This is a genomic window from Beijerinckia indica subsp. indica ATCC 9039, from assembly GCF_000019845.1.
Classification (GTDB): domain Bacteria; phylum Pseudomonadota; class Alphaproteobacteria; order Rhizobiales; family Beijerinckiaceae; genus Beijerinckia; species Beijerinckia indica.
Genome location: NC_010581.1, coordinates 1,426,890 through 1,442,513, shown reverse-complemented (window position 1 = coordinate 1,442,513; position 15,624 = coordinate 1,426,890). Strand labels below are relative to the sequence as shown.

General features: G+C 57.9%; 11 protein-coding genes. 8 read left to right on the top strand and 3 right to left on the bottom strand.

Annotated features, from left to right (window positions below; genetic code table 11):
- Window positions 1-147: 147 nt before the first annotated feature.
- Window positions 148-1,974, bottom strand: a complete 1,827-nt coding sequence (locus tag BIND_RS06295; protein ID WP_012384238.1) for a cation:proton antiporter domain-containing protein — start codon at window positions 1,972-1,974, stop codon at window positions 148-150.
- 303 nt (window positions 1,975-2,277) lie between these two features.
- Between BIND_RS06295 and xseA the strand changes: the two genes are divergently transcribed.
- The 3 genes from xseA to BIND_RS06280 all read left to right on the top strand — a co-directional run bounded on the left by xseA (window position 2,278) and on the right by BIND_RS06280 (window position 5,048).
- A complete protein-coding gene (gene xseA / locus BIND_RS06290) occupies window positions 2,278-3,927 on the top strand; it encodes an exodeoxyribonuclease VII large subunit (RefSeq protein ID WP_012384237.1) in 1,650 nt (549 codons plus the stop codon).
- A 101-nt stretch (window positions 3,928-4,028) separates the two neighbouring features.
- Complete coding sequence (locus BIND_RS06285; protein WP_012384236.1) at window positions 4,029-4,346, top strand: hypothetical protein; 318 nt, start codon at window positions 4,029-4,031, stop codon at window positions 4,344-4,346.
- 480 nt (window positions 4,347-4,826) lie between these two features.
- Window positions 4,827-5,048: a hypothetical protein gene (locus BIND_RS06280; protein WP_148210572.1), complete on the top strand. Its 222-nt coding sequence runs from the start codon at window positions 4,827-4,829 to the stop codon at window positions 5,046-5,048.
- Window positions 5,049-5,052: 4 nt separating this feature from the next.
- Here the strand turns inward: BIND_RS06280 and BIND_RS06275 are convergent, their stop codons facing one another.
- Together BIND_RS06275 and BIND_RS06270 are read right to left on the bottom strand one after the other, a co-directional pair.
- Complete coding sequence (locus tag BIND_RS06275; RefSeq protein WP_012384234.1) at window positions 5,053-5,487, bottom strand: MarR family winged helix-turn-helix transcriptional regulator; 435 nt, start codon at window positions 5,485-5,487, stop codon at window positions 5,053-5,055.
- Complete coding sequence (locus BIND_RS06270) at window positions 5,480-6,781, bottom strand: MFS transporter (RefSeq protein WP_012384233.1); 1,302 nt, start codon at window positions 6,779-6,781, stop codon at window positions 5,480-5,482. Before BIND_RS06270 ends, BIND_RS06275 begins: the two co-directional genes overlap by 8 nt.
- Window positions 6,782-7,301: 520 nt before the next feature.
- On the opposite strand from BIND_RS06270, the gene BIND_RS06265 reads away from it, so the two are divergent.
- The 5 genes from BIND_RS06265 to BIND_RS06245 all read left to right on the top strand — a co-directional run bounded on the left by BIND_RS06265 (window position 7,302) and on the right by BIND_RS06245 (window position 15,610).
- On the top strand, window positions 7,302-8,225 hold the full coding sequence (locus BIND_RS06265) for a family 2A encapsulin nanocompartment shell protein (protein WP_012384232.1): 924 nt from the start codon (window positions 7,302-7,304) through the stop codon (window positions 8,223-8,225).
- Window positions 8,206-10,095, top strand: a complete 1,890-nt coding sequence (locus BIND_RS06260) for a family 2A encapsulin nanocompartment cargo protein cysteine desulfurase (RefSeq protein WP_012384231.1) — start codon at window positions 8,206-8,208, stop codon at window positions 10,093-10,095. The genes BIND_RS06265 and BIND_RS06260 overlap by 20 nt, the downstream gene beginning before the upstream one ends.
- Before the next feature lie 175 nt (window positions 10,096-10,270).
- On the top strand, window positions 10,271-12,124 hold the full coding sequence (gene ftsH, locus BIND_RS06255; protein ID WP_012384230.1) for an ATP-dependent zinc metalloprotease FtsH: 1,854 nt from the start codon (window positions 10,271-10,273) through the stop codon (window positions 12,122-12,124).
- Between the two features lie 188 nt (window positions 12,125-12,312).
- The gene (locus BIND_RS06250; protein WP_041778528.1) at window positions 12,313-13,428 is read left to right on the top strand and encodes a glycosyltransferase family 4 protein; all 1,116 of its coding nucleotides are present in this window, start codon (window positions 12,313-12,315) and stop codon (window positions 13,426-13,428) included.
- On the top strand, window positions 13,421-15,610 hold the full coding sequence (locus BIND_RS06245) for an amylo-alpha-1,6-glucosidase (protein WP_012384228.1): 2,190 nt from the start codon (window positions 13,421-13,423) through the stop codon (window positions 15,608-15,610). The genes BIND_RS06250 and BIND_RS06245 overlap by 8 nt, the downstream gene beginning before the upstream one ends.
- Window positions 15,611-15,624 lie beyond the last annotated feature (14 nt).

Here is a 15,624-nt window from a genome sequence, read left to right as displayed (position 1 = left end):
ACCCTATATGCTTGCAAAGAGGTTAGCATATAGGGCGAAATCCTGCTCCCATGATCTCCATGAACGAGGCGAGACGCTTAATCCTTGTCAGTACGACCATCACCTGGGTCAAACCAAGCCATGGTTAATCCAGAACCTGTTGCGAGATCACTCTTCAACGACAGTCTTGACCCGCCGCTTGCCCCAGTCTTTCAGGCGATTTGTTCGCTTGAGCTCATAGCGTTCCGCTGCGCCATCCACCTCGGGTTGCAGGATTTTGCGGAATTCATCCCGTTTCTCGTGGATCGAGGCGATGACGAGCCCCATCGGCACGCCGAGATCGATCAAAGTGGCTTCCGATAATTGCAGGCTCGCCTCGATGGTCTCCGGCACGGCATTATTCACGCCGAGCTTGTAGAGCACGGTCGCATGTTTTGCGTCGCGGGCGCGGGCGACGATGATGATCCAGGGATAGGCGGCGCGCACCATGGCGACGATTTCCTCGGCGATCGCATTGGCGTCCATGGTGATGATCAGGGCCTTGGCTTTACTGATCCCGCAGCGATGCAGAAAATCCATCCGCGTGGCATTGCCCCAGCAGATATCCGCTCCCTCCTCCCGTGCCTCCTTGACGACGCCAGCGTCCTGATCGACCGCCAGAAAACGGATCTTGTGGACGTGCAGAAGTTCGCCCACGAGCCGGCCAACACGACCATAGCCGATGAGAATGGCCTCGGGCGCTTCGCTATCGTCATGAGATTCAGGCAATTCGGAAAGATCCGGCGCGATGGATGCGGATTTGCGGCCGAATTTCCGGCCGAGTTCGGCCAGCGTCGGCACGAGAAACATGGAGAGTGTGACCGCTATTTCGACATCGCCGGCCATCTTTGCCGGCATGAGCTTGGCCGCCAAAGCGGCGCTGAGGAGCACAAAAGCGAATTCTCCACCCGGCCCCAAAAGAAAAGCCGCTTCCGTGACAACCCGGCCGTTGAGTCGCATGACAAAGCCCGCCAGCACCGTCAGGAGGAATTTGATTGCGATGAAGCCAAGCGCGATGCCGATTGTCTCGAGCGGCGCCGCGACAACCTCGGATGGGTTGAGGCTGGCGCCAATCGAGACGAAAAACAAACCCAGCAACAAACCCTTGAACGGTTCGATCGTGACTTCGATCTCGCGCCTATATTCCGTCTCGGCCAGGAGCAGGCCCGCGATGAAGGCACCAAGCCCCATCGAAAGACCGCTCATTGCCGCGATCACGCTGATCCCGATCACCGTGAAGAGACAAGCCGCGATGAAAAATTCCGTCGAACCAGCCGCCGCCACCAGATGGAAGAAAGGCCGCATGAGCAGCCGGCCGCCGAGCACGATGAGGCTCAAGGCGGCAATGGCTGGCAACAAGGTCGAAACGACAGCCGAGGTGAAATCACCGCTGCGCGTGTCGAGCACCGTCACCATGAACAAGAGCGGCGCCACCATGAGATCTTGAAACAACAGGACCGAAAAAATGGTGCGCCCGGCCGAGGTTCCCAGTCGCTTCTTTTCGGCGAGCGCCGGGATGACAATAGCCGTGGAAGACAGAGAAAGCGCGAAACCGAGCACCAAAGCAGCCGGCGGCTCCTGCCCCAAAGCGAGCGCGATCGCCACAAAGGCCGCGGCGCAGCCGAAAACCTGCAATGACCCGAGGCCGAAAATCAAGGCGCGCATACGCGCGAGACGTTCCCAAGACAGCTCAAGCCCGATCATGAACAGGAGAAACACAACACCGAATTCGGCGATGGGCTCGATCTCCTCGACCCTTTCCAGGCTCAGGAAAGCGAGCCAGGAAGCCGGTCCATGGGCGAGCGCGCCAAGGCCATAGGGCCCGAGCGCGACTCCCGCCAAGAGAAAGCCGAGGATGGGACTGATTCTGAGCCGGCGGAACAAGGGGACGACAAGACCGGCGGTCGCCAGGAACAGCAGCGTTTCTTTATATTGTCCTGGCTCGAACGATGTCATCCGACCTCCCTTCCCATGATTTATACCAAAGGTCGTAAAGAACGACCTTTGGTTCCTTTCTTGAATTTTCGCTTTTTCAAAGCGAGAGCGAAAATTCAAGAGCGGTCCAACGGTCATTCATTATGACCGTTGGTGTGATAATGCGACGCCCGTGTTTGACGAGCCAAAGGCATGCCAGACTCTTGATAAATTATCAGGTTTCGAAATTTTTGATATTCATGCATTTTCGGCAGAAGGTATGCCAGGTCTCACCATTTTCTTCGCAATCCGATAAAAGCCGATTTTCAGCTTTCCCCATAAGCGATGATCGGTCATCTTGCCGCCATGCTCCCTCCGCCCTCGACCAATAGTCCCGAACTGACCGTCAGCGAATTATCTGCTGCCTTAAAGCGCACGCTTGAGGATCGTTTCGGCATTGTCCGTCTGCGCGGCGAAATTTCCAATTATCGTGGGCCGCATTCCTCGGGTCACGCCTATTTCTGCCTCAAGGATCAGAATGCGCGCATCGATGCCGTAATCTGGAAAACCACCTTCATGCGCCTGAAGGTTAAGCCGGAGGAAGGGCTCGAGGTCATTGCCACCGGCAAGATCACCACCTATGCCGGCAAATCCTCCTATCAGATCGTCGTCGAAGCCATCGAACCCGCCGGCCTCGGCGCGCTCATGGCTCTGTTCGAGGCGCGGCGGCGGCAATTGGCGAGTGAAGGCCTGTTCGATGAGGAGCGCAAACGCGCGCTGCCTTTCCTGCCAGCCGTGATCGGAGTGATCACGTCACCGACGGGCGCGGTCATCCGCGATATTCTCCACCGCATTACCGAACGTTTTCCTCGGCCGGTTCTCCTCTGGCCAGTCCGTGTCCAGGGTGAAACGGCGGCGGCGGAAGTCAGCGCCGCCATTGAAGGCTTCAATGCCCTACCTGTCACCGGCCAGGGACCACTGCACCGCCCCGATCTCCTGATCGTCGCGCGCGGTGGCGGCTCGCTGGAAGATCTGTGGGGGTTCAACGAGGAAAATGTTGTGCGCGCGGCGGCAGCGAGCTCCATTCCGCTCATTGCCGCGATCGGCCATGAGACCGATTGGACCTTGATCGATTATGCCGCCGATCTGCGCGCGCCGACCCCGACCGGCGCGGCGGAAAAGGCCGTGCCGGTACGCGCAGATCTCCTGACAAGCCTCAATGATCTGCAAAGGCGACATGCGGGTGCGGCTTATCGCTTGCTCGAACGGCGCAGGAGCGATCTCCGCGCCTTGGCACGCGCCCTGCCCCAAGCCGATTCCCTCCTGGCTACGCCACGCCAGAGGCTCGACCGGACAGCAACCCGTCTCGCCACAGCCTGTCTCAGGGCACAGGACCAGCGCGGCCTTGTTCTCGGCCGTCTCGCCCACCGCCTGTCCCGGCAGGCCCCGCATGCCAGTTTGGCGCGGCTCGGCCAAAAACTCGAGGCCTTTGGGCGAGGGCTGGGCCGCGCCTGTGAGATAGCCCAGGAAAGGCGGCGGCAATCCCTCCTTCATCTCGGCATTCGCCTGACCCAGAATTTCACACAAGGCATTCGAGTCGAGCGCGAGCGCGTGCATGGCCGGCGGCAGAAGCTCGCGAGCCTCGATAACAGGTTACGCCAAGCGATGAGCCTTACCTTGTCGCAACGCCAGGCCCGGCTCGCCAACCTCGCCCAATTGACCCGCAGCCTAAGCTATCATGCTGTTCTGGCGCGAGGCTTTGCGCTGGTGCGCGACGAGACCGGCCAACCCTTGCGCCGCGCTGCCGATATCATCGAAAACCATGTGCTGACGCTCGAATTTTCGGATGGTTGCCGGCAAGCAGTGGCAGGAGCCTTAGTGGCAACCGACCCACCGGTTGACCCGAAACCCACGCGCAAGCCCGTGCAAAAATCCTCGAGCCCGAAGCCATCAAGCCGAAAGCCTAAAAAATCGCAGCAAGAAGATCTATTTTAACTCTCTCGAAAAAACCAACGGCCTAGACGTTCAAACGGAATCGGCTCCAACGCAGCTGTCTTCCCAATCAACTCGCTGGACCTTGCCCTTCGGACTTCGCCATGACCAAAATTCATATGATTTCCCGTAACCCCTTGCATTTGACAGCGCTTACGCCGCCAGTCCATGAGAGCGGTTTCTGGACATTTTACGAGGCGGAAGCGAATAAGCTCGTCAACGGCAAACTCTATCTGCACAAGACCAAGGCCGAGCCTTCCTATTTCGGCGGAACGATCATTGGCTATCGCCTGGCTGAAGCCGGCGAGCCTTATCCCGGCAAGATCCTTTTCAAGGTCTCAGAGGAAGAAGCCTGCAAAGGCATAGGCTGGGAAGGCGATAAGCACCCGATGGCTTGGATGGGCGGCATTCTCGATGATTGAGGCGCCCTAGCTCAGCCAGAACGAAACAAAAGCCCTTTAAAACTCATACAGCAGCATCAAACCCAAAAGTGGGCGCCCACTTTTGAGTTTGATGCGTTTTAACGGTGCCCGGTCCAATCGGAAAGACCTTTCCCCATTCACTTAATGAATGAGACGCACACAAACTGTATTCGTTTGATATTCATCATCTGGCAATGGCCACGAACAAGTATTCGCTCGACCACGAAATCAAGACAAAGACCGGCATGGATTTTTGTATCTGTCTTGCAACTGCAGAGATTGTTGAGACGTTACGGCTTAACATCAGGCAATAGAATGAGTGATTGAATACGATTTTGTGTGCGATTCATATCGTCGGGACTCAGCTAAAAACCCAAGAAAAAAGTCTCGAACGGTCTCGATATCCACAAGCGAGGGGGAATCATCATGCAAATCAAACATGTCTCTCTAGCGGCCATAGCCACCATGGCAATGAGCTCTTTGGCCGTCTATGCCGCCGGCACGGGCTCGGATTTCTACCCCGCCGATTTTAGTGGCAAAAATATGCATTACGAGAAAAAAATGGATATGATGATGAGCACCGGAAAACCGATGCGGTTGTATATCGTCAAAATGCGCGGCCAGCGCATGGTGGTCGTCCCTGCCGAAGCTCTGGAAGAGCTTCTCAGCCGCGCCGAAGGTCATACGATCAGCTTGCAGTAAACACTCATGCCCGGGTAAGATCCATCTCTATCACCTGTTTCATGACGGTCTGTAACATCCGCACATTGTCCTCTCCGAACAGGCTCTGGAAACGTTGCTCCGCTCGCGCCCATAGAGGTTGAGCCTCTTGCATCAACTGCGAACCGGATGGTGTTAAGCTGATGACACGCTGACGTTTATCGGATGGGGAAACGCCGATTTTGATCCAGCCGGCCCGTTCCAACGGGCGCAGCAAATGACCCAGTGTCGAACGGTCCATGACCAGCCGATCGGCCAAGGCCTGGACCGTATGCGGGCCGAAACGCGAGAGCTTGGCAAGGATCGAATATTGATTAAGGCTCAGACCGAGCGGTGCAAGCGCTTCATCATACAGACGCGAGACATGCCGCGTCGCCTGACGCAAAGCCGCACAACTGCAGATTTGGGGTTCATCAGCCATTTTCAGCCAGGCTCCCTGTCTCCGGCATCAGACGCCGAGAACGCTTCGCATCGGGCAAAGCACGCCCCGACCCGATGAAGGCGACCAGGATCGCAGCCAGAAAACACATCAGGCCAGCGGAGAGAAAAGCACTGAAATAGCTGCCGGTTTGTGTGCGTAATGTGCCGGCAACCCAAGCGGCAAAGGCACCGCCGACCTGATGCAGAGCGGCAATCCAACCAAACATCACAGCCGCATTTTCACGACCGAAGGACTGTTCGGCGAGACGAATGGTCGGCGGCACAGTCGCAATCCAGTCGAGACCATAAAAGACCGCGAAAATCGACAAACCATAAAAACTGCCGTCGAAGGCAAAGGGAAGATAGAGAAGCGACAGACCACGCAAGGCATAATACCAGAAAAGCAGAAGCCGGCTGTCGAAACGGTCGGTCAGCCAGCCCGAGCCCGTCGTGCCGAAAAAATCGAACACACCCATCATCGCCAAAAGCCCAGCCGCCCGCACTTCCGGAATATTGTAATCGCCGCAGGCGGTTATCAAGTGCGTACCAATCAAACCATTGGTGGAAGCGCCACAGATGAAGAAACTGCCGCCAAGCAACCAGAAGTCACGGCTCAAAAAACCAGTCCCCAAGGCGCGCAAGGCTCGCGCCACAGGATTGCGATGTTTATTGACGGCTGGAACAAGCGCGTCACCCCCATAAGGCGGCAGGCCGAGATCCACGGGCCTGTCCCGCAACAACAAAGCCACGAGCGGAACCAAGAGGAGCGCCAGAAGCGCGACCGTCAAGGAAACGGCGCGCCAGCCCTGCCACGCCACCAGTTGAGCCAGGAGAGGAAGAAACACAAGCTGACCCGTGGCGCTGCTCGCCGTCAAAAGGCCGAGGATCAAACCGCGTCTCTGGACAAACCAGCGCTCCGCGACCGTCGCGCCGAGAACCATGGCGACCATGCCGGACCCCAGCCCGACAACGAGCCCCCAAAGCAAAGTCAATTGCCAGGGCGCCGTCATGAAGATTGTCAATCCGACGCCCACACTCAGGAGGCCAAGAGCCGCGCAAACAGTCGCGCGCAGGCCAAAACGCTCCATCAAAGCAACGGCGAAAGGTCCAACAAGACCATAGAGCAGAATATTGATCGCGATCGCGCCGCTGATCTGCGCATTCGACCAGCCGAATTCCTGTTGCAACGGCAAGATCAAAACGCCGGGAGTGGCGCGTATGCCGGCGCCGATCAACAGAACCAGAAAGGTGACGGCCGCGACGATCCAAGCATAATGGATTGATTTATTGGGCATGGGCTTGCCAGTTCAATCGTAAGGGACTCCACCGCAGCGGATGACCAGACACGGAATGGCGAGCATCAAATATGGGTAATTGCCCATAGTCAAGAGGACTTCCCCGAACCGCTCAATTTATGAGCATATTAAATTTTCAAGGAGGCCTCTTGCCTGTGGTTTTTCAGGTTGAATCTATTATTCCTAAAAGGAATAGCTTATATTTTGCTCATCTGCTTGATTTTAAAGCTCGAATAACAAGCGACGATCCGGATCGCCTGGAGATCTTCCCCACAAACTCTCATAAGGTCGTCAAAAATTATTCATAGAATATTCTACTCCACTTAAAGTCTATATTCCTTGTATTAAAATAGTAAATGTAAATAAAAAAGAGAATGTTATTCTCTTTTCAGGAGAAGTAATTCGCCTATATTGCAACTGTCTTTACGAAAGTGATTCTCTACTCCTCTTCACTTTCCAAGTCTCCGGGTCAGAGCCTCTTCGTGGGCGATACCCACCCGCAACATGAGATCCATTCAGAATGACAGACGACACAACGATCCCGACAGCGCTCGGGGACGTCGCCGCACGGCAATTAGCCAATGCGACGAAAACCGTCCCCCAGATGTCGATCATCACGCCGCGTTGGCTGGTGCATTGTCTCCAATGGGTACCGGTTGAAGCTGGTATTTTCCGTCTCAACCGGGTCAAGGATGCGTCTCGGATCAGCGTTGATTGTTCGAGCCGAGATGAACGCGAACTGCCGCAGACTTTCGTCGATTACGAAGAAGCGCCGCGCGAATACATGCTCAGCGCCGTCAACAGCGTCGTTGACATTCATACGCGTGTTTCTGACCTCTATAGCGTCCCGCATAATCAGATCGCCGAGCAGCTCCGCCTGACCATCGAGGTCATCAAAGAGCGCCAGGAAAGCGAACTCATCAACAATCCTGAATATGGACTGTTGGGCAATGTCGCGTCCTCCCAAAAGATCTCGACGCGGACCGGGGCGCCGACGCCCGACGATCTTGACGAGCTTTTGACCAAGGTCTGGAAGGAGCCCGCCTTCTTCCTCGCGCATCCGACCGCCATCGCCGCTTTCGGGCGCGAATGCACCCGCCGCGGCGTGCCGCCGCCAACAGTGTCCCTGTTCGGCTCGCAGTTTATCACCTGGCGCGGTATTCCGCTCGTGCCGAGCGACAAGATCAAGTTCGAGAACGGCAAGACCAAGATCCTTCTCCTGCGCACTGGTCAGGCGCGTCAGGGAGTCATCGGTCTGTTCCAGCCCAATCTTCCGGGTGAACAAAGCATCGGCCTCTCCGTCCGCTTCATGGGCATCAACCATAAGGCAATCGCCTCTTACTTGGTTTCCCTTTACTGCTCGCTCGCGGTTCTGACCGATGACGCGCTGGCGGTGCTCGAAGATGTCGAGGTTGATAAGTACCATGCCTACAATTATCCCTGATAACAATCAGGTGGCGCCTCTCGATCCGAACCTTCTGGCTCGGATCGCCGGGGAGCTGTTTCATCAAGGAACAGTATCCCCCAATGCGCCCCTCGATATTCCCACCGTCTCCCCGCCCGCTTCTCCGGTTCCGACGCCTCCCTTGCCGGTCTCTTCCTTGCCGCCCGGCGGCACAGGTGTTCCCCCGGGAGGAGTAGCGCTCGGCGGTTACGGCGCGCCGCCGCCATCCCCACCCAATCTCGGCCTCGCCGTGGCCTCCGCGCCGGTCGCCGCCCCTGAACAGCCGGTATCCTCGCTTTCCTTCACCTCGTTGCCTCCTGGCGGCACGGGTCTTCCTCCCGGGGGCTCGCCCCTAGGCGGTTTCGGCGCCGTCCCTTCGTCCCTCCCAGGCTATGGCACGCTGGGTGTGGATACGCTTGGTCTGGCTCCTATTCCGCCCTTGGCGGAGACATTCCCGAGCGATGCCGAACTGAAAAACCTCCTCGGCACCTCGAGCCAGCCCCAGCCGAGCCTTGACGGGATTCCTCCCGCCATTGGTTCCAAGGGCGTGGAGCCCAATTATTATTTTCTCGACGGCAATTCGGGTTTTCCCCAATCAGCGAAGCCGCAGACAGATCCGCATGTGCCCACGCCGAACCATTCCGGTTTCGACGCCAAGGCCGCTCGGGCAGATTTTCCGATCCTGCATCAAGTGGTCAACGGCCATCCGCTGATCTGGCTCGACAATGCGGCGACCACGCAGAAACCGAATGCGGTCATCGACCGCCTTTCGGCCTTCTACCGGCATGAGAATTCCAACATCCACCGCGCCGCGCATGAACTCGCGGCGCGCGCGACAGATGCCTATGAAGGTGCGCGGGAAAAGACCCGACGTTTCCTGAAGGCAGCCTCCGTGGACGAAATCATCTTCGTGCGCGGTTCGACCGAGGGTATCAATCTCGTCGCACAAAGCTGGGGGCGCGGAAACATTCGCGCGGGCGATGAAATCATCATCACCTGGCTCGAACATCACGCCAATATTGTCCCCTGGCAGATGCTCTGCGCCGAGAAAGGCGCCAAGCTGAAAGTGGTTCCCGTCGATAATGATGGTCAGGTCATTCTCGAAGAATATGAGAAACTGCTTAGCGATCGCACCAAGCTCGTCTCCTTCACGCAAGTGTCGAACGCGCTCGGCACTGTGACACCGGCTCAGCAAATGGTTGCCATGGCAAGGCGTTATGGCGCGCATGTGCTGGTCGATGGGGCGCAGGCGGTCTCGCATATGCCGGTCGATGTTCAGGCGCTTGATTGCGATTGGTATGTGCTATCCGGCCACAAAGTATTCGGCCCAACCGGCATCGGTGTCGTTTATGGCAAACAATCGGTGCTCGAAAACAGCCCGGCCTGGCAAGGCGGCGGCAATATGATCAAGGACGTCACTTTCGAGAAGACCGAGTATCAGCCTTCGCCGGCGCGTTTCGAGGCCGGCACGGGCAATATTGCCGATGCGGTCGGTCTTGGCGCGGCCTTCGATTATCTCGAACGGTTGGGCATGGAGAATGTCGCGCGGCACGAGCATGATTTGCTCACCTATGCCACCTTGCGCCTGTCCGAGATCCAAGGTTTGCGGATCATCGGCACGGCGAAGGAAAAGGCCGGCGTTGTGTCCTTCGTGCTCGATGGCATCAAGGTCGAGCAGGTGGGACAGGCGTTGAACCGCAAGGGCATAGCCGTGCGCGCCGGACATCATTGTGCCCAGCCGATCCTGCGCCGCTTCGGCCTGGAGGCGACCGTCAGGCCTTCGCTCGCGCTCTACAATACATTCTCGGACATCGATGCGCTCACCCAGGCGGTTCGCGAGATCCGAGCAGAGACTTTGCCGACGCTGTAAAAAGCAACCGGTTGCATGAAGATCGAAATTTTCCGCATGCCCGATGACGCGCGGAAGGTTTTTTCTTTGGTGCTCTGCCAGTTGCCAGGGCTGGGCTTGTCCGCGAACTGAACCATTTCCTTACAGGTTGGTTTTGCATCTCGACCGCGCTCGCCATCCACCAAGCAGGACAGCCATGGCCGACGAACCGTCTCTCAGTAAGCGTGACATCATAATCTGGTACATCTTCGCCGCCATCGGCGGCGTCTTGCTTATGCAATGGGTCTTTGCAAGCTATTCACAGGTCGAGACAATCCCATTCAGCAGGTTCGATCAGCTGGTGATCGAGAACAAAGTCGCCGAGGTTATGGTCGGCCAGGATACAATCCAAGGGACCTTGAAGGAGCCCTTGCCGAGCGGCAAAAAGGAATTCGTCACCACCCGCGTCAATGCCGAGCTTGCCGATAAGCTTGCGGCCCATGGCGTTTCTGTAACCGGGGTGCCATCCGGCGGATTCCTACTGACGCTTCTGTCCTGGATTGTTCCGGCCCTCGCCTTCTATCTGATCTGGGTCTTCATGATCCGCGGTCTCGCCGAGCGCCAAGGGTTTGGCGGTCTCATGTCAATCGGTAAATCGCACGCCAAGATCTATGTTGAGACGGATACCAAAGTCACCTTCGCCGATGTCGCCGGAATCGAAGAAGCAAAGTTCGAGCTCAGGGAGGTCGTTTCCTTCCTGAAGGACCAGCAATCCTATGGCAGGCTCGGCGCACGGGTGCCCAAGGGCATCCTCCTTGTCGGGCCGCCGGGAACCGGAAAGACCTTGCTCGCCCGCGCCGTCGCGGGTGAAGCCGGTGTGCCGTTTTTTTCGATTTCCGGCTCCGAATTCGTCGAAATGTTCGTGGGCGTTGGAGCGGCCCGCGTGCGTGACCTTTTCGAGCAAGCCCGTAAGGCTGCCCCCTGCATTATCTTCATCGACGAACTCGACGCGCTCGGTCGCAGCCGCACCGTGGGCGGTTTTGGCGGCTATGATGAGAAGGAGCAAACCCTCAATCAGCTTCTTGCCGAACTCGATGGCTTTGATCCAAGCGTCGGAGTCATCCTGCTCGCCGCGACCAACCGGCCGGAGGTCCTCGATCCCGCCTTGCTCCGCGCCGGCCGCTTCGACCGGCAGGTGCTGGTGGACCGGCCTGACCGAACGGGCCGCCTTGCCATTCTCCAAGTTCACATTCGCAAGATCCGCCTCGACAAGGATGTCGATCTCGACAAAGTGGCGGGGCTGACCCCCGGCTTCACCGGCGCGGACCTTGCCAATCTCATCAACGAAGCGGCGATCGCCGCAACGCGGCGCAATGCCGACGCCGTAACCTCTGACGATTTCAATGCCGCCATCGAGCGTATCGTCGCCGGCATCGAGAAAAAGAGCAGAGTGCTGAGCGTGGAAGAGCGCCGACGCGTCGCGTTTCATGAAATGGGTCACGCCCTGGTGGCGGCCAGCCTGCCGGGGATCGACCCGGTACACAAAGTTTCGATTATTCCGCGTGGCGTCGGTGCCTTGGGTTACACCATGCAGCGGCCAACCGAGGATCGTTTTCTGCTCGCCGAAAGCGATCTCGAAAAACGCATAACCGTGCTCATGGGCGGCCGTGCCGCCGAGCAACTGATCTTTGATGGCGATGTCTCGACCGGCGCGGCCGACGATCTGCAGCGCGCCACCGAGATCGCCGTCGAGATGGTCACGAAATATGGCATGGACGCAGCGGTGGGCCAACGCACTTATGCGCCTCGGCCACAGCTCTTCCTGACTCCCGTTCAGGATCAGATCGTGAGCGCATCGGAAGCGACGGCCAGAGAGATCGATCTTGCCGTTCGCGACCTGGTCGAAGCCGCCGGCACACAGGCCCGCGAGATTATCGAGAGGCGCCGGCATGATCTCGAAGCCGGAGTGGCGCTGCTCATTCAGAAGGAAACATTGACAGCGGAAGAGTTTGAACCGCTGCGCCAAGCTGCCCCATCAAAACCAAAGCCTGTTGTCCAAGCGATTCATTGATCACGGGTACGCCGATAGAGGGGGAGACGGTCACGCGTGAGAGGAAACACGCGGGCGCCCTGCTCCCTCAAGAAGCGTAACAGATCACTATCAAGCTTAAGAACAAGCTTACGGAACCTTCAGGGTGTTGAGTGGTTCACGCGTCTGCGGCGGCCCAAAAATAATAAGGTCGGGCCAGAATGACAAAAATGAAGATCGCGCAGATAGCACCCTTGATCGAGAGCGTGCCTCCACGGTTTTACGGCGGCACCGAACGGATGGTCTCCTATTTGACTGAGGAGTTGGTGGCGCTCGGGCATGATGTGACTCTGTTCGCGAGCGGAGATTCAAGCACGGCAGCCAAGCTGGTCCCCTGCGTGCCCACGGCGCTCCGACTTGACACCAATATCCGTGATACCGTCCCCTATTACATGCTGATGCTCGATCACGTACGCCAGCGCTACGATGACTTCGACATTCTGCATTTCCATATCGACCAGTTCCATTTCCCGCTGTTCAAGCCCATCGCCAGCCGCACGGTCACCACATTGCACGGGCGGCAGGATCTGCCCGATTTGATCCCGCTTTATCGGGGTTTCAGCACCATGCCGCTGGTCTCGATTTCCAACGATCAGCGTCTCCAGCTGCCAGACGCAAATTTCGCGGCAACCGTTTACCATGGACTTCCGCTGAAGCTCCATCGCCCGGTCACGAAACGAGGCGGCAGCTATGTCGCATTTCTCGGCAGGATCTCCCCCGAGAAGCGGCCGGACCGCGCCATTATGATTGCGCGTGCGTGGGGGATTCCACTCAAGATCGCCGCCAAGGTCGATCGCGCCGACGAGGCCTACTTCCGGACCCAGATCGAACCGCTGCTCCACGGCCCCGGGGTCGAATTCATCGGCGAGATCAACGAGCGTCAGAAGACCCAATTTCTCGGTGCGGCACAGGCGCTGCTGTTTCCTGTCGATTGGCCAGAGCCCTTCGGGCTCTCCATGATCGAGGCCATGGCTTGTGGGACGCCGGTTCTGGCGTTCCGTTGCGGCTCGGTCCCGGAGATTGTCGAGGACGGCGTCACCGGGATCATTGTGGAGACCATAGAAGAAGCGATCGCGGCGTTGCCGCGCGTCCTTGCGCTCGATCGGAAAAAGGTGCGCCGGCGTTTCGAGCAGCGCTTCTCCGCCACGCGCATGGCCATGGATTACGTCAACATCTATCGATCACTGCTCGCGTCTTCCAAATTTGCGGTCCATGAGAGGCAGGATAGACAGCCTCTCCCCTCCGACGAAAAATGCGAGAAAACTTCGAGGCTTCACCTTGCTTAAGCAGGAACAAACCGCAATCCTGACTGAGGATGTTGAGGAGACCCCGTTTTACATTAAGGGGACTGAATCTCCCACTCGGCCTCGCCGCACGCTCAAATACGGCGACGCCTTCGCGGTGCTCGACAGCCATGGCGACATTGGCGCGACGCCGGGAGGCCCGGACGGAATTTTCTTTTTCGATACGCGCTATCTGTCACACTTAGAAATGCTGCTCAACGGGAGCCCACCGCTGCTGCTCGGCTCGGACGTCCGCGATGACAATTCCATGCTCACCGTCGATTTGACGAACCCAGACATCTATGTCGACCAGAAACTGGTCTTGGCGAAGGACATGCTGCATGTCGTGCGCACGGTTTTTCTTTGGCGGGGCGCCGCCTATCAGCGTCTGCGCATGCAAAACCACGATGATCATCCCTTCCTGGTCCAACTTACCTTTGAATTCGCCAGCGACTTCGCGGATTTGTTCGAGGTGCGAGGGTTACATCGCGCGCATCGTGGCACCACGACCGCAGAGATTTGCAGCAACTCCGAAGTCACGCTGACTTACCTCGGCCTTGATGGCACTCAGCGTAGTATGGAACTCTTGTTCGATCCCGCGCCAGCACAGCTCTCGAGTCACCGGGCCGCTTATGAATTTGAACTTCAACCTCGTGAATCCCGGTCGCTTTATGTCACAATCAATTGCGACCACACACTCGCAATCAGCAATCCTCCGCCGTTCAATAAGAGCCTGCGCGCGGCCTTCTACAAGCAAAAGATCACAAGCCACAGCGTGGCCACGATCACCAGTTCAAACAATATTTTCAACGAGGTGATGCGTCGCTCTCTGGCCGACCTCTCCATGCTCATGACCGATACGGTGCAGGGTCCCTACCCTTACGCCGGCATTCCCTGGTATTCGACGACATTCGGCCGCGACGGGATCATCACCGCGATGCAAATGCTGTGGTGCGATTCCAGGGTTGCCAAAGGCGTACTCCGACGCCTCGCCGCTTATCAGGCCGTCGATTTCGATCCGTTTGCCGATGCCGAGCCCGGCAAAATCCTGCACGAGATGCGCGGCGGCGAACTCGCGGCTCTGCGTGAAATTCCGTTCGGCCTGTATTATGGCAGCGTGGATGCAACGCCTCTCTTCGTGATGCTGGCCGGGCTCTACACCGAGCAAACCGGCGACATCGAGACCCTGCGCGAACTATGGCCCAACATCGAAGCCGCGCTTGGTTGGATCGACGGATTGGGCGATCCGGACCATGACGGCTTTGTCGAATATCAGCGTGCCGACGAAATGGGGCTGGCCAATCAGGGCTGGAAGGACTCTCATGATGCAGTTTTCCATGCCGACGGTTCCCTCGCGCAAGGTCCGATCGCGCTCTGCGAGGTCCAGGGTTATGTCTATGCCGCAAAGCGCCTGATCGCACGGAGCGCGCGGCGGCTTGGCAAATATGCCTGGAGCGAAATGCTCGACGCTCAGGCGACAAAGCTCGCCCAACGCTTCGAGTCAGCGTTTTGGTGTGAAGATATTGGCACTTATGCTCTGGCGCTCGATCGGGAGAAGCGGCCGTGCCGGGTGCGGACCTCCAATGCCGGGCAGGTTCTGTTCAGCGGAATCGCCGCGCCTGAACATGCCGCAAGGGTCATGCGCGATCTGACAGGACCATCATTCTTTTCCGGATGGGGTATTCGCACGGTGGCGCGCGAAGAGTACCGCTATAATCCCCTCTCATACCACAATGGCTCGGTCTGGCCGCACGATAATTCCCTGATCGCGGCCGGCTTCGCGCGCTATGGCTACAAGAGCGCGATCGATCGTGTGTTCAAAAGTCTGTTCGATGCCGCGTGTTACATGGAGCTGCGGCGCCTGCCCGAACTCTATTGCGGTTTTCAACGTGGGCGCGGACGCGGGCCGACACTCTATCCGGTCGCCTGCTCGCCACAGGCCTGGGCCGCGGGCACGCCGCTATTGCTCCTCCAATCGTCCCTCGGATTGGAATTCGATCCCGATCGCAACGAAATCCTGCTCAACAATCCGCGCCTGCCACCATTCCTCGATGAAGTGACCCTCCACAATCTTCACCTCGGTCGATCAGCGGTAGACTTGATGCTCCGCCGGAACGACAATGATGTGTCGCTCCAGGTCTTGAACAACGAGGGACAGATCAAGGTCGCGGCTGTCTACTCCTGACAAGCGCGGCCATT

What these genes read in the sequence shown, in the direction of transcription:
- BIND_RS06295 (WP_012384238.1), bottom strand. Translation starts at nt 1,974, where the DNA reads ATGACATCGTTCGAGCCAGGACAATATAAAGAAACGCTGCTGTTCCTG.
- ftsH (WP_012384230.1), top strand. Translation starts at nt 10,271, where the DNA reads ATGGCCGACGAACCGTCTCTCAGTAAGCGTGACATCATAATCTGGTAC.
- BIND_RS06270 (WP_012384233.1), bottom strand. Translation starts at nt 6,781, where the DNA reads ATGCCCAATAAATCAATCCATTATGCTTGGATCGTCGCGGCCGTCACC.
- xseA (WP_012384237.1), top strand. Translation starts at nt 2,278, where the DNA reads ATGATCGGTCATCTTGCCGCCATGCTCCCTCCGCCCTCGACCAATAGT.
- BIND_RS06260 (WP_012384231.1), top strand. Translation starts at nt 8,206, where the DNA reads ATGCCTACAATTATCCCTGATAACAATCAGGTGGCGCCTCTCGATCCG.
- BIND_RS06250 (WP_041778528.1), top strand. Translation starts at nt 12,313, where the DNA reads ATGAAGATCGCGCAGATAGCACCCTTGATCGAGAGCGTGCCTCCACGG.
- BIND_RS06275 (WP_012384234.1), bottom strand. Translation starts at nt 5,487, where the DNA reads ATGGCTGATGAACCCCAAATCTGCAGTTGTGCGGCTTTGCGTCAGGCG.
- BIND_RS06285 (WP_012384236.1), top strand. Translation starts at nt 4,029, where the DNA reads ATGACCAAAATTCATATGATTTCCCGTAACCCCTTGCATTTGACAGCG.
- BIND_RS06265 (WP_012384232.1), top strand. Translation starts at nt 7,302, where the DNA reads ATGACAGACGACACAACGATCCCGACAGCGCTCGGGGACGTCGCCGCA.